This window comes from Aggregicoccus sp. 17bor-14, from assembly GCF_009659535.1.
Taxonomy (GTDB): domain Bacteria; phylum Myxococcota; class Myxococcia; order Myxococcales; family Myxococcaceae; genus Aggregicoccus.
In genome coordinates, this window is record NZ_VJZZ01000022.1 from 57041 (window position 1) to 70359 (window position 13319).

Annotated in this window: 15 protein-coding genes; 2 read left to right on the forward strand and 13 right to left on the reverse strand. The window is 71.5% G+C overall.

All coding sequences use genetic code 11. From position 1 onward, the window contains the following. Nucleotides 1-16: 16 nt before the first annotated feature. The 13 genes from ribB to FGE12_RS28430 form a co-directional block, all read right to left on the reverse strand. On the reverse strand, nucleotides 17-1240 hold the full coding sequence (gene ribB, locus FGE12_RS28370) for a 3,4-dihydroxy-2-butanone-4-phosphate synthase (RefSeq protein WP_153869768.1): 1224 nt from the start codon (nucleotides 1238-1240) through the stop codon (nucleotides 17-19). 3 nt (nucleotides 1241-1243) lie between these two features. Beyond that, a complete protein-coding gene (locus tag FGE12_RS28375) occupies nucleotides 1244-1924 on the reverse strand; it encodes a riboflavin synthase (RefSeq protein ID WP_153869769.1) in 681 nt (226 codons plus the stop codon). Nucleotides 1925-2043: 119 nt separating this feature from the next. After that, on the reverse strand, nucleotides 2044-3207 hold the full coding sequence (ribD, locus tag FGE12_RS28380) for a bifunctional diaminohydroxyphosphoribosylaminopyrimidine deaminase/5-amino-6-(5-phosphoribosylamino)uracil reductase RibD (RefSeq protein WP_153869770.1): 1164 nt from the start codon (nucleotides 3205-3207) through the stop codon (nucleotides 2044-2046). Nucleotides 3208-3224: 17 nt separating this feature from the next. Further along, entirely contained in the window at nucleotides 3225-3743 is a 519-nt protein-coding gene (gene nrdR, locus FGE12_RS28385; RefSeq protein ID WP_153869771.1) for a transcriptional regulator NrdR, read from the reverse strand. Nucleotides 3744-3774: 31 nt separating this feature from the next. Further along, entirely contained in the window at nucleotides 3775-5031 is a 1257-nt protein-coding gene (glyA, locus tag FGE12_RS28390) for a serine hydroxymethyltransferase (protein ID WP_153869772.1), read from the reverse strand. 121 nt (nucleotides 5032-5152) lie between these two features. Next, entirely contained in the window at nucleotides 5153-5596 is a 444-nt protein-coding gene (gene rpiB, locus FGE12_RS28395; RefSeq protein ID WP_194798368.1) for a ribose 5-phosphate isomerase B, read from the reverse strand. A 100-nt stretch (nucleotides 5597-5696) separates the two neighbouring features. Then, nucleotides 5697-6953, reverse strand: a complete 1257-nt coding sequence (gene fabF / locus FGE12_RS28400) for a beta-ketoacyl-ACP synthase II (RefSeq protein ID WP_194798369.1) — start codon at nucleotides 6951-6953, stop codon at nucleotides 5697-5699. A gap of 105 nt (nucleotides 6954-7058) precedes the next feature. Beyond that, nucleotides 7059-7301, reverse strand: coding sequence for an acyl carrier protein (gene acpP / locus FGE12_RS28405; protein ID WP_153869773.1), 243 nt, complete (start codon nucleotides 7299-7301; stop codon nucleotides 7059-7061). Nucleotides 7302-7404: 103 nt separating this feature from the next. Next, the gene (fabG, locus tag FGE12_RS28410; RefSeq protein WP_153869774.1) at nucleotides 7405-8157 is read right to left on the reverse strand and encodes a 3-oxoacyl-[acyl-carrier-protein] reductase; all 753 of its coding nucleotides are present in this window, start codon (nucleotides 8155-8157) and stop codon (nucleotides 7405-7407) included. Then, entirely contained in the window at nucleotides 8154-9104 is a 951-nt protein-coding gene (gene fabD / locus FGE12_RS28415) for an ACP S-malonyltransferase (protein WP_153869775.1), read from the reverse strand. The genes fabG and fabD overlap by 4 nt, the downstream gene beginning before the upstream one ends. Nucleotides 9105-9148: 44 nt before the next feature. Then, nucleotides 9149-10210 carry a phosphate acyltransferase PlsX gene (plsX, locus tag FGE12_RS28420; protein WP_153869776.1) on the reverse strand — a complete coding sequence of 354 codons (1062 nt, stop codon included), beginning with the start codon at nucleotides 10208-10210 and terminating at the stop codon, nucleotides 9149-9151. A gap of 11 nt (nucleotides 10211-10221) precedes the next feature. Continuing rightward, nucleotides 10222-10404 (reverse strand): 50S ribosomal protein L32, encoded by a 183-nt coding sequence (gene rpmF / locus FGE12_RS28425; protein ID WP_194798370.1) that lies wholly within the window; start codon nucleotides 10402-10404, stop codon nucleotides 10222-10224. Between the two features lie 60 nt (nucleotides 10405-10464). Next, the gene (locus tag FGE12_RS28430; RefSeq protein WP_153869778.1) at nucleotides 10465-11061 is read right to left on the reverse strand and encodes a DUF177 domain-containing protein; all 597 of its coding nucleotides are present in this window, start codon (nucleotides 11059-11061) and stop codon (nucleotides 10465-10467) included. Between the two features lie 175 nt (nucleotides 11062-11236). Here FGE12_RS28430 and FGE12_RS28435 point away from each other — a divergent pair, with 175 nt between their 5' ends. Next, on the forward strand, nucleotides 11237-11923 hold the full coding sequence (locus FGE12_RS28435; protein WP_153869779.1) for a response regulator: 687 nt from the start codon (nucleotides 11237-11239) through the stop codon (nucleotides 11921-11923). Between the two features lie 12 nt (nucleotides 11924-11935). Beyond that, nucleotides 11936-13306: a cell wall metabolism sensor histidine kinase WalK gene (locus FGE12_RS28440; protein ID WP_153869780.1), complete on the forward strand. Its 1371-nt coding sequence runs from the start codon at nucleotides 11936-11938 to the stop codon at nucleotides 13304-13306. Nucleotides 13307-13319: the final 13 nt, after the last annotated feature.

Genomic DNA, 13319 nt, shown 5'->3' on the forward strand with positions numbered 1-13319 from the left:
ACACCAGCGTGGGCGCTTAAGTCTTCGGTGAGTTCTGGCGGGACTTCTGGCGCGCAGGCTGCGGGCGGCGCCGGGGGCTGCGGGCTGCGCGCGCGGGGGCCGCGGGGGCGTGCGACTCGCTCAGGGGGATCTGCTCCACCACCTCGAGCGCGTAGCTCTCCAGGCCGACGATCTTCTTCGGGTTGTTGGTGAGCAGCTTGAGGCGGCTGAGGCCCAGGTCTTTGAGGATCTGCGCCCCCACGCCGAACTCGCGCAGGCGCGTCTGGTCCGCGTGGCCGGGCACCGCCTCCTCATTGGAGACGTGGGTGCACTGCAGCTTCCCCTTCCCGCTCGCCTCGCGCTGCAGGTACACGACGACGCCGCGCCCCTCCTCGCGGATGCGCTGGAAGGCCTGCTCGAGCTGGTAGCCGCACTCGCAGCCCGCGCTGCCCAGCAGATCTCCTGCGAGGCAGGCGCGGTGCACGCGCGTGAGCACCGGGGCCTTGCCCGCCACGTCCCCCTTCACCAGGGCCACGTGGACGGCCGGGTCGACTTCACTGCCGTAGGCGTAGGCGGTGAAGTCACCGCCCGTGCGCCGCTGGAAGGGCACCTCGCCGATGCGGTGCACCAGCCGCTCGCGCTCGAGGCGGTAGCGGATGATGTCCGCCACCGAGAGCAGCACCAGCTTGTGCTTGCGCGCGAACTTCACCAGGTCCGGCCGGCGCGACATGGTGCCGTCCGCGTTCATGATCTCGCAGATGACGCCGGCGGGCTTGAGCCCCGCGAGCCGCGAGAGGTCCACGCTGCCCTCGGTCTGCCCGGTGCGCACGAGCACCCCGCCCTGGCGCGCGCGCAGGGGGAAGATGTGGCCGGGGCGCACGAGGTCGCCGGGCTTCGCGTTGGGCGCCACCGCCACCTGGATGGTGCGCGCGCGGTCCGCCGCGCTGATGCCGGTGGTGACGCCCGTGGCCGCCTCGATGGAGACGGTAAAGGCCGTCTGGTAGGGGCTGTTGTTGTCCTGCACCATCAGGGGCAGGTTGAGCTGGCGGATGCGGTCCTCGGTGAGCGAGAGGCAGATGAGGCCGCGGCCGTGGGTGGCCATGAAGTTGATGGCCTCGGGCGTCACCTTCTCCGCCGCCATCACCAGGTCGCCCTCGTTCTCGCGGTCCTCGTCGTCCGTGAGGATGACCATGCGGCCCTTGCGGATCTCCGCGAGCGCCGCCTCCACGAGGTGGATGCTGCTGCTGCTGCCGTGCGCCATGTGCTAGCTCCCGCCCTTCGAGCCGAAGCCGGCTGCGCGCAGCACGTCCTCGCTCAGGCCCTGCTGCCCGCTGCCGTTCCCGGCGAGACGGGGCTCCTGGCGCAGGCTGAACAGCCGCGCCACGTACTTGCCGATGAGGTCCGCCTCGAGGTTCACCCGGGCCCCCACGCCCTTGGCCTGCAGCCCCGTGCGCTCCTGCGTCTCCGGGATGAGCTGCACGCTGAAGGAGTCCCGCCCCACGCTGTTCACCGTGAGGCTGATGCCGTCGATGGCCACGCTGCCCTTCTCCACGAAGAAGGGCGCGAGCTCGGAGGAGAGCGCGAAGCGCATCACCCAGGAGCCGCCCTCGGCGCGCGTCTCCAGCACCTCGGAGACCGCGTCCACGTGGCCCGCGACGAGGTGGCCGCCCAGCCGGTCTCCGAGCGCGAGTGCCCGCTCCAGGTTCACCCGCGCGCCCGGGCGCAAGGAGCCCAGCGTGGTGCGCCGCAGCGTCTCGGGCGCCGCCTGCACGCGGAAGCGGTCGCCCGCGCGCTCCACCACCGTGAGGCAGGCGCCATCCACCGCGATGGACTCGCCCAGCGTGAAGGTGGCCGCGCCGAGGCGGGTGCGGATCCACAGGTCCGTCATCCCGCCCGGGAGGACCTGCTCGAGGGTACCGACGTCCTGGATGAGCCCGGTGAACATGGCGGGCGGGCTTATAACGCGTTGCGGCCCGGGTCGCCGGGATTCGCCGGAACGGGACGGGGCGGGGCAGGTTCCAGTGTCACTGGAGCGGCCGTTGGGCAGGCGAGCGGGGGAAGCGCCTAGAGGTCCGCGAGCAGGAGCAGGTCCTGCCCGTGGTGCTCCACCCGCACGTCCTTCACCTGGAGCGCGCGCGTCATCGCGCTGATGCCCAGGCCGCCCACCCAGGAGAGGCCCTCGGCGCCCAGGAGCTTCGGCGCGAGGAAGAGCGCGAGCGTGTCCGCGAGCCGCGCCTTGAGCAGCGAGCCGTACATCTCGGAGCCGCCCTCCACGAGCACGTGGTTGAGCCCCTCCTTCGCCACGCGCTTGAGCAGGGCCTTGAGGTCCACCCGCCCGTCCTTCGCGCGCACGGTCCAGACCTCGGCGCCCGCGTCCACGAAGCGCCGCGCCTTCCGGCCGCCCGCGTCCTCCAGCGTGGCCACCACGGTGCGCGCGGCAGAGCGCTGGGTGAAGACGCGGTAGTCCGGGTCCAGGCGCAGCCGCGAGTCCACCACGATGCGCACCGGGTCCTTGCCTCCGCCCCCGGGCAGGCGCGTGGTGAGCTGCGGGTCGTCCTGGCGCACGGTGTTCGCGCCCACCAGCAGCGCGTCCACGCGGTCGCGCAGCTGGTGCACCCACGCGCGCGCCTCCTCGCCCGTCACCCAGCGCGAGTCGCCGGTGCCGGTGGCGAGCTTGCCGTCCAGCGTCACGGCCGCCTTCAGGGTCACGTAGGGCAGGCCCGTGCGCATCACCTTGAAGAAGGGGCGGTTGAGGCGATCCGCCTCGTCCTTGAGCACGCCGGTGAGCACCTCCACCCCGGCGCGCCGCAGCCGCGCCACGCCCCGGCCGCTCACCAGCGGGTTCGGGTCCTCGGAGGCGCAGATGACGCGGCGCACGCCGGCCTCGAGGATGGCCTGGCTGCAGGGGGGCGTGCGCCCGTAGTGGTCGCAGGGCTCGAGCGTCGTGTACAGGTCCGCGCCGCGCGCGCGGGCTCCCGCCTGCTCGAGCGCCACCACCTCCGCGTGCGCGGTGCCCGCCTTGCGGTGGTAGCCGCGCGCGAGCACGCGGCCGCCCTTCACCAGCAGCGCGCCCACCACCGGGTTGGGGCTGGTGCGCCCCAGCCCCTTCGCCGCCTCCTCGAGCGCGCGGCGCATGAAGAACTCCGCCACGGCGCGGTCGAAGTCCGCGGCCCGCTTCGCGCGCGGGGTGCGGGTGGCCTGCAGACGGGCTCGGGTGAGCAGCCGCATCGTCGGTGGCCTCTCCTCTAGCCCTTCACGGGCGGCGTCACGCGGTGCGCGAGCGCCGGGCCCTTGCCGCGCTCCTGCGCGCGGTTGTCCTCGAGCAGGTCCTTGAGCTCGCTCATGAACTCGGCGATGTCGCGGAAGGAGCGGTACACCGAGGCGAAGCGCACGTAGGCCACCTCGTCCAGGGCCTGCAACCTCCGCATCAGCTCCTCGCCGATGACGGTGGAGGGGACCTCCTTCTCCCCCATCCCCTGCAGGAGCCGCTCGATGCCCTGCACCGTCTCCTCCACCTGGTCCGCGGACACGGGGCGCTTCTCGCAGGCCTTCTTCAGGCCGCTCACGATCTTCTCGCGGTCGAAGGCCTCGCGCCGCCCGTCCTTCTTCACGATGAGCGGGTAGAGCTCCTCCACCCGCTCGTAGGTGGTGAAGCGGCGCTTGCACTGCAGGCACTCGCGGCGCCGGCGGATCACCGCCCCTTCATGCGACTCGCGCGAGTCGATGACCTTGTTCTCGGGGTCCTGGCAGAAGGGGCAGCGCAAGGGCGGGGCTCCGGAGGGGGGCGGGCGGGGGCTACTTCAGCCGGCTCGAGTAGAGGGGGAAGCTGCGGGTGAGCTCCTTCACGCGGCCGCGGATGGAGGCGAGGCGCGCGTCGTCCTGCGCGTGGTCCAGGGCCTCGCCGATGAGCGCGCCCACGATGGCCATCTCGGCCTCGCGCATGCCGCGGCTGGTGAGCGCGGGGGTGCCCACGCGGATGCCGCTGGTGACCATGGGCTTCTCGGGGTCGAAGGGGATCATGTTCTTGTTCACCGTGATCCCGGCCTTGCCCAGCACGCCCTCGGCCACCTTGCCGTTGAGGTTCTTGGAGCGCATGTCCACCAGCATCAGGTGGTTGTCGGTGCCGCCCGAGGTCAGGCGCAGCCCGGCCTTCTGCAGCGCCTCGGCGAGCGCCTTGGCGTTCTTCACGATCTGCTGCTGGTAGCTCTTGAACTCGGGGGTGAGCGCCTCGCGGAAGGCCACCGCCTTGCCCGCGATGACGTGCATCAGGGGCCCGCCCTGGATGCCGGGGAAGATCTGGCTGTTCACCGTCTTGGCGAACTGCTCGCGGCAGAGGATGAGGCCGCCGCGGGGGCCGCGCAGGGTCTTGTGCGTGGTGGAGGTCACGAACTCCGCGTACGGCACCGGGGAGGGGTGCAGCCCCGCGGCCACCAGGCCCGCGATGTGCGCCATGTCCACCACCATGGCCGCGCCCACGCTGTCCGCGATCTCGCGGAACTTGGCGAAGTCGATGATGCGCGGGTACGCGCTCGCGCCCACCACCACCACCTTGGGCTTGTGCTCCTTGGCGAGCGCGGCGGCCTGCGCGTAGTCCAGGGTCTCGGTGTCCTTGGTGAGCCCGTAGTGGACGATGGTGTAGAGCTTGCCGCTGAAGTTCACGCCGCTGCCGTGCGTGAGGTGGCCGCCGGAGTTGAGGTCCAGGGACAGCATGGTGTCACCCGGCTTCATCAGCGCCATGTACGCGCCCATGTTGGCCTGGCTGCCCGAGTGCGGCTGCACGTTCACCGCGTCCGCGCCGAACAGCTCCTTGGCGCGCGCGATGGCCAGCTCCTCCACCTTGTCCACCACCTCGCAGCCGCCGTAGTAGCGGCGGCCCGGGTAGCCCTCGGCGTACTTGTTGGTGAGGGTGCTGCCCACGGCCTCCATCACCGCCGGGGAGACGAAGTTCTCGCTCGCGATGAGCTCGAGCCCCTCCTCCTGGCGCGCGGTCTCCTCGTGCACCAGCCGGGCGATGTCCGGGTCCACCTGGGCCAGCGTGCGGGTGTTCTCCATGGCGGTACGTCCTTCCGTGAGCTTTGCGGGGGGAGGACGGGCCGCGGACTCCCGGGCGGGAGGCCGTGCGCGTCCGGGAGATCGTGTGGCAGGGCTCTTAACGCGGGCTCGCGCGCCCGCGCTAGCCCGCCGTCTCGGCGTCGTGGATCTTCTGCACGCGCTTCTGGTGGCGGCCGCCCTCGAAGGGGGTCTGCAGGAAGGCGTCCAGGATGGCGCGCGCGACGCCGGCGCCCACGGTGCGCTGGCCGAGGCACAGCACGTTCGCGTCGTTGTGGGCGCGCGCCATGCGGGCCTCGAACTCGGTGCTGCACAGGGCGGCGCGGATGCCCCGGTGCTTGTTGGCCACCATGCTCATCCCGATGCCGGTGCCGCACACGAGCACGCCGAGCGTGTACTCGCCTCGGGCCACCGCGCGGCTCACCTTCACGGCGAAGTCCGGGTAGTCCACCGAGTCGCGGGTGGTGGGGCCCACGTCGTCGAAGGCGACGGAGCGCTCCTTGAGCAGGCTCACCAGCTCCTGGCGCAGCTCCAGGCCGGCATGGTCCGATGCGATGACGAGCTTCACGGGCGTATGGCCTCCACCTCTCCGGGGGAGGCCCCACCGAGCGTCCTCGCCCCGCCCTGCCCCGGGCCCGCCAGCAGCGGCTCCCGGGGCATGCGTTGGTCTACTTGAAGCGCTTGAAGAGCAGCACCGCGTTGGTGCCGCCGAAGCCGAACGAGTTGCTCATCACCGCGTCCACCCGGGTCTCGCGCGCCGTGTTCGGCACGTAGTCCAGGTCGCACTCGGGGTCCGGCGTGGCGTAGTTGATGGTGGGCGGCAGCACGTTGCGCGTGAGCACCTGCACCGCCACCACCGCCTCCGCGCCGCCCGCCGCGCCCAGCATGTGGCCGGTCATGGACTTGGTGGAGGAGACGGCGACCTTCTTCGCGTGGCTACCAAAGACCGTCTTGATGGCCTTGGTCTCGTTCGCGTCGTTGAAGGGCGTCGAGGTGCCGTGCGCGTTGATGTAGCCCACGTCCTCGGGGTTCATGCTCGCGCTCGCGAGCGCGAGGCGCATGCAGCGCGCCGCACCCTCGCCCTCGGGGGCGGGAGCGGTCACGTGGTGCGCGTCCGAGTTGGCGCCGTAGCCCACCAGCTCCGCGAGGATGTTGGCGCCGCGCTTCTTCGCGGCCTCCATCTCCTCGAGCACGAGCACGCCGGCGCCCTCGCCCATGACGAAGCCGTCGCGGTCCTTCTCGAAGGGGCGGCTCGCACCGGCGGGGTCGTCGTTGCGGGTGGAGAGCGCCTTCATCACGCTGAAGCCGCCGATGCCCAGCGGCGTCACGGCGGCCTCCGAGCCGCCGGCGATGACCGCGTCGCACTCGCCGACCTGGATGCTCTTCATCGCCTCGCCGATGGCGTGCGCGCTCGTGGCGCACGCGCTCACCGGACCCCAGTTCGGGCCCTTGGCGCCGTACTTGATGGAGATGAGGCCGGGGGCCATGTTGATGATCATCTGGATGATGAAGAAGGGGGAGAGGCGGTCGAAGCCCTTCTCCACGCCCTTCTTGTGCTGCTCCTCGAGGCTGGCGATGCCGCCGATGCCCGAGCCCACGATGACGCCGACCTTCTCGGCCGCGTAGCCGTGGGGCTTGTCGCTGCCGATGGGCAGCCCGCTGTCCTTCATGGCCATGTCGGCCGCGGCCAGCGCGTACTGGGCGAAGAGGTCCATGCGGCGGACCTCGCGCTTGTCGATGAACTGCTCCGGCTCGAAGTCCTTCACCTCGCCGGCGAAGCGGGTGTCGAGCTTCGCCACGTCGAAGCGGGTGATGGGCGCGATGCCCGACTTACCGGCGAGCATCGCCTGCCAGTTCTTCTCGGTGCCGGTGCCCAGCGCCGTGATGAGCCCTGTTCCGGTGATGACCACGCGTCGGTTTGCCACGTTCTCTCCGCCTCGGATTGCAAAGCCGGAGCGCGCGCACCCGCAGGCGCGCACGGCTCCGGGCCCTTCCCTGTTCCGGGGGCAGGAACAGCCCCCGGGTGATGCCTACTTCTTGTGGGTCTCGACGTACTTGATCGCGTCGCCCACGGTCTTGATGTTCTCGGCCTCCTCGTCGGGGATCTCGACCTCGAACTCCTCCTCCATGGCCATGACCAGCTCGACGATGTCGAGGCTGTCGGCGCCCAGATCCTCGATGAAGGAGGCCTCGGGCTTGATCTCGTCCTCACCCACGCCCAGCTGGTCGGCGATGATGGACTTGACCTTGGTCTCGATAGCGGACGTCGACATAAAGGAGATTCCTCCAACAACCGTGTAGGGGTCCGTCAGGCTTCCCGGACAGTCAAATCCGGCGGGGTATACCCCACGCCGGGAGTCATTCCAACCACTCTGGCTACATGTACATCCCGCCGTTCACCTTGAGGACCTCGCCCGTGATGTAGCTGGACGCGTCACTCGAGAGGAACAGCACTGCATTGGCAACTTCCTCGGCGCTCCCCAGGCGAGCCAGGGGGATGGCCTCGAGCATCTTGGACTTGTTCTCGTCGCTGAGCCCGTGCGTCATGTCCGTGCCGATGAAGCCCGGGGAGATGGCGTTGACGCGGATGTTGCGGCTCGCGAGCTCCTTCGCCACGGCCTTGGTCAGGCCGATGAGCCCTGCCTTGCTCGCTGCATAGGCGGCCTGACCGCCGTTGCCCATCTCGCCGACGATGGAGCTCACGTTCACGATGGCGCCGCCGCGCTGCTTCATCATCGGGCGGCTCGCGGCGCGGATGAGCGCGAAGGCGCCCTTGAGGTTGGTGTCCAGGGTGCGGTCCCAGTCCTCGTCCTTGAAGCGCATGATGAGGCCGTCCACCGCGATGCCCGCGTTGTTCACGAGCACGTCGAGGCGCCCGTGCGCCTTCACGATGCCGTCCACCGCGGCCTGGCACGCGGCGGCGTCCGCCACGTCGAACTTCACGGCTTCACCCGCGACGCCCGCGGCCTGCAAGAGGCCCAGCGTCTCCTGCGCCGCGGCCTCGTTGCCCGCGTAGCTGATGATCACCTTCGCGCCCGCCTTGGCGAGCGCCACGGCGCACGCGCGCCCGATGCCGCGCGAGCCACCCGTCACCAGCGCGACCTTCCCCTGCAGTCCCTGCGTGCTCATGCGGCCCCCAGTGCGGCGAGCGTCTTCTCCAGGCTCGCTCCGTCCTCGACGTTGAAGCACTCGATGTCCTTGGCGATGCGCTTGACCAGGCCGCACAGCACCTTGCCCGGCCCCAGCTCCACCACGCGCGTGACGCCCGCGGCCTTCAGCGCCTCCACGCTCTCCACCCAGCGCACGCTCGCGCTCACCTGCTCGAGCAAGAGCGGCACCACGCGCGCCGCGTCCGAGTTCGGCGCGGCCTCCACGTTGGTGACCACCGGCACGCGCGGCGCGGAGAGCTGCACGCGCGCGAGCACCTCCTGCAGCCGCGGCTTCACCGGCGCCATCAGCGCGCAGTGGAAGGGGGCGCTCACGGGCAGGGGCAGCACGCGCTTGGCCCCCGCCTCCTTCAGCTTCGCGCCCGCGCGCTCCACCGCCGCTGCGTGCCCCGCGATGACGGTCTGCTCGGGCGAGTTGTAGTTCGCGGGCGACACCACCTCGCCCGGGACCTCGGCGGCCGCCGCGTCACACGCAGCCTTCACCTGCGCGGGCAAGAGCCCCAGCACCGCGCTCATGGCGCCCACGCCCGCGGGTACCGCCTCCTGCATGAAGGTGCCGCGCGCGCGCACCGCGTGCACCGCGTCCTCGAGCGAGAGGGAGCCTGCGGCGACCAGCGCCGAGTACTCGCCGAGGCTGTGGCCCGCGACGAAGGCGGGCGCCTGGCCGAAGCGCGCGGCGAACACCGCGTGCGCCGCCACGGAGACCGTCAGGATGGCCGGCTGGGTGTTCGCGGTGAGCTTCAGCGCCTCGTCGGGACCCTCGAAGCACAGGCGGCTCAGGGGCTCGCCCAGGGCGGCATCCGCCCGCTCGAAGATGGCGCGCGCCTCGGGAAAGCGCTCGCTCAGATCCTTGCCCATCCCGACGCTCTGGCTGCCCTGCCCCGGGAAGATGAACGCGACCTTGCTCATGTCCTTCGCTGCCCTTTCTGGAAGCGGTGAACGCGGCGCGCTCTCTACTCAGAAATCCCCTCTCCTGTCGCTTCTTTTCCCCGGCGGCGCGCGGGAAACCAGCCCTCGGCACGCTCGATGCAACGCGTCAACTCGGGCAGCAGTCCGGCCTCTGCCGTCTGCGCCGCAGCGCGTAGTGCGTTGAGGAGCGCCCGAGGGCTCGAGCGCCCGTGTGCCACGATTCCGACGCCGTTGATGCCGAGCAGCGGCGCGCCTCCGTACTCGGCGTAGTCCACGACGCGCTTGAGGCCCGCGAAGGTGCTCTTGAGCAGCAGCGCGCCGAGCCGCTCCGGCAGGCCGCCGCGCCGCTCGATCGCGTTGCGCAGGAGGCCCGTGACGCCCATGGCCACGCCTTCGGACGTCTTGAGCACGATGTTGCCGGTGAAGCCGTCGGTGACGACGACCTCCACCTCGCCGCTGAAGACGTCCTTGCCCTCCACGTAGCCGGTGAAGTGCAGGTCGCCCTGGCGCAGGAGCGCGCTCGCCTCGCGCGTGAGCTCGGTGCCCTTCGAGTCCTCCTCGCCGTTGGAGAGGATGGCCACGCGCGGGCGCTCGATGCCGAGGCGCGAGCGCACGAAGGCCTCGCCCATCACGGCGAACTGCACGAGGTGGCTCGCGCGGCAGTCCACGTTGGCGCCCGCATCCAGGAGCAGGCAGCGACCGCCGCCCCGCAGCGCGGGAAAGAGCGTGGCGATGGCGGGGCGCTCCACGCCGGGCAGGCGCCCCAGCACGAGCAGCGCTCCGGCCATCACCGCACCGGAGTTGCCGGCGGAGACCAGGGCGCACGCCTCCCCATCGCGGACGAGCTCGAAGCCCACCCGGAGGGAGGAATCCTTCTTCTTGCGAATGGCGGCGCTGGCGCTCTCCGCCATCTCCACCACTTCCGAGGCATGCCTCAGCCGGACGTTGGACGGCGGGCGGGCGCGCTCCAGGAGCGGGCCCACGCGCGCCTCGTCCCCCACCAGCAGCAGCTCGTGCCCGGGGTGCGCGCGCGCGTAGAGCACGCCCCCCTCCACCGCAGCGGCGGGAGCGTGGTCACCGCCCATCGCGTCCAGCACGAGCCGCAAGGGGCCCCCCGCTACTCGGTAGCGAGGACCTCACGGCCGCCGTAGTGGCCGCACGCGGCGCAGGCGCGGTGAGGCATCACCGGCTCCTTGCACTTGGCGCACTTGATGACCTGCACGGCCGAGCGCAGGTTGCTGTTGGCCGCACGGCGGCGATCGCGCCGCATCTTCGACGTCCGCTTCTTGGGAACTCCCACGACTCACCTCGGCATCGGCTCCGTCCGCCCCCACAACCCTTGCGGGGGACATTGGAACCGTCAGTTCAGCTTGATGTCCTTCAGGGCGGCGAGCCGGGGGTCGATGACCCGCTGCTCACAGCCACACTTCTTCTCGTTGAGGTTCTGGCCGCACTGCGCGCAGAGCCCCTGACAGTCTTCCCGACAGACCACGCTCATCGGGAGCGCGAGCAATACCTGCTCTCGGACGATCGGATCCAGATCGATCGTCTTTCCGTCGAAGACCTCCTCGTCCGTGTCCTGGAGGTCGAAGGAGCCCTCGCTCTCCCCCTCGCCGCCGCGCACGTGCTCCTCCACCCCCTCCTCCTCGTCCCGGCGCACCAGGCTCTCGGGGACGAGGTTGAGGGTGAAGCGCACGGGGACGTCCAGCTTCACGTCCACGAGGCAGCGCTTGCAGGGGATGGAGGCGGAGACGTCCAGGCTGCCCTCGAGCAGCACGCCCCCGCTCACCTTGCGCAGGAACGCCTTCAGCCGGGCGGGCCCGGTCGCCTTGAAGCCGGTCTCGGCGCCGGACGCGCTGCGCGAGTCCAGGTCGAGCGCCTCCTGGATCAGGGCGGTGGAGACGGGCTCGTCGAGCCGCAGTCCCTCTTCGCGAATTTGTTCAATCTTTACGACCATCTACGAGGCTTTCCCGGCGAAAAAGGCGCGCAACATAGAGAGGGACCCCCCAAAAGTCAACGCGCCATGTGAGCCCGGAGATGTAACAGCATCGTCACGCGGCGGCCTGCCCTCGCGCGGCTATGGAGGTGCGGGCTGGCCGCACGGCCGGGCCACAGGAGAGGGCGGTCGACGCATGGTGCGCATTCTCATCATCGAGGACGAGCAGGACCTCGCGGGGCTCATCGAGTACAACCTGAGGCAGGCCGGCTTCCAGGTGGAAGCCGCGGGCAGCGGCGCCTCGGGGCTCGCGCGCGCCCGCGCCTTCCGCCCGGACCTCGTGCTCCTGGACCTGATGCTGCCGGACCTGCCGGGCACCGAGGTCCTGCGCCTGCTCAAGGCGGACCCCGAGCTCAGGCGCGCCGCCGTCATCATCGTGAGCGCGAAGGGCCAGGAGTCCGACCGCATCCAGGGCCTCGAGCTGGGGGCAGACGACTACGTGCCCAAGCCCTTCAGCGTGCGCGAGCTGCTGCTGCGGGTGCGCGCGGTGCTGCGGCGCGGCGAGGCGGACGAGGGCGGCGCGCAGGCGGTGCTGCTGCGCGCGGGGGACATCGAGCTGGACGGGGCGCGCCACCAGGTGCGCGTGGGAGGGCAGGAGGTGGTGCTCACGGCGCTCGAGTTCCGGCTGCTTCGCACCATGCTGGAGCGGCCCGAGCGGGTGCAGACGCGCGAGGTGCTGCTCTCGGACGTGTGGGGCATCCAGGCGGAGATCCACACCCGCACCGTGGACACGCACATCAAGCGGCTGCGCGAGAAGCTGGGCGCGGCCGGAGACATCATCGAGACGGTGCGCGGCGTGGGCTACAAGCTGAGCGTCCCCTAGCCCTGCCTCCGGATGCGCCTGACCTCCCTCCTCCTGGTACTGCTCGCGCCGCCGCTGGCCGCCTTCGCGCTGCTCGCCCTGCTGGACCATGGGAGCGCGGCGGCGCTGGAGGCCGCGCTCGTCGCCTTCGGTGGCGCGCTCGCGGCCTACCTGGCCACGCGGGGCAGCGCCGGTCGGAGGCTCGAGCTGCTCGCGCGCCAGACCCGCCGCCGCGGCGAGGGCGCCGCGCCTCCGACGCTGCAGGCGCCCGGGCTGCGGGAGCTCGAGGAGGTGCAGGGCGCCATCGAGTCGCTCGAGGCGAAGCTCGCCGCCCGCAACGCGGCCCTCGAGCGCGAGGCGCGCATCCAGAGCGCGGTGCTGGACAGCATGGCCGAGGGCGTCTGGGTGACGGACGCGCAGGGCACCGTGGTGCGCCACAACGACGCCCTGCCCTCGCTGCTCGCCACGTCGCCGGGGCCCCGGCGGGAGATTGTCGGCCAGCGCCCCATCGCGCTGGTGCGCCACGAGCCGCTGCACGCCGCGGTGCTCGCCGCGTGCCGCCAGGGCGAGAGCACCCAGCTGGAGCTCGCGCTGGAGGGGCTGTACCCGCGCACGCTCGCCATCCGCGTGACGCCGCTGGGGCGCGAGCTGCCCGGCAGCGCCGCCGTCTTCCACGACGTGACCGAGCTGCGGCGCCTGGAGAAGGTGCGCAAGGACTTCGTGGCCAACGTGAGCCACGAGCTGCGCACCCCCATCACCGCCATCCGCGGCTACGCCGAGACCCTGCAGGGCGGCGCGCTCGCGGACTCCACGGTCGCCCCGCGCATGGTGGGCATCATCCACCGCCAGGCCGAGCGGCTCGGCGAGCTGGTGGAGGACCTGCTCGAGCTCAGCCGCCTGGAGGGGCGAGAGCTGCGGCTGCAGTCCACCCGGGTGCCGCTCGCACCCGCCGCGGCGCGAGCGGCCGAGACGGTGCGGCTCAAGGCGGAGGGCAAGGGGCTGACGGTAGGGCTCGAGGTGCCCGCGGACCTGAGTGCCCACGGGGACGCGCGCGCCGTGGAGCAGGTGCTGATCAACCTGCTGGACAACGCGGTGAAGTACACCCCGGCGGGCGGCAGCGTGCAGGTGAGCGCGGAGCAGGCAGGGGGGCGCCTCGTGCTGCGGGTGCGCGACACCGGGGTGGGCATGGAGGCGCGCCACCTGGGGCGCATCTTCGAGCGCTTCTACCGGGTGGACCCGGGCCGCAGCCGGGACATGGGGGGCACCGGGCTGGGGCTCTCCATCGTCAAGCACCTGGTGGGCGCCATGGGGGGCGAGGTGCGGGTCGAGAGCGAGCCCGGCCGGGGCTCCACCTTCACGGTCTGGCTGCCCGCAAGTCCTCCCGTCGCGCCGCCGCCGGGGTGATAGGATGCGGCCC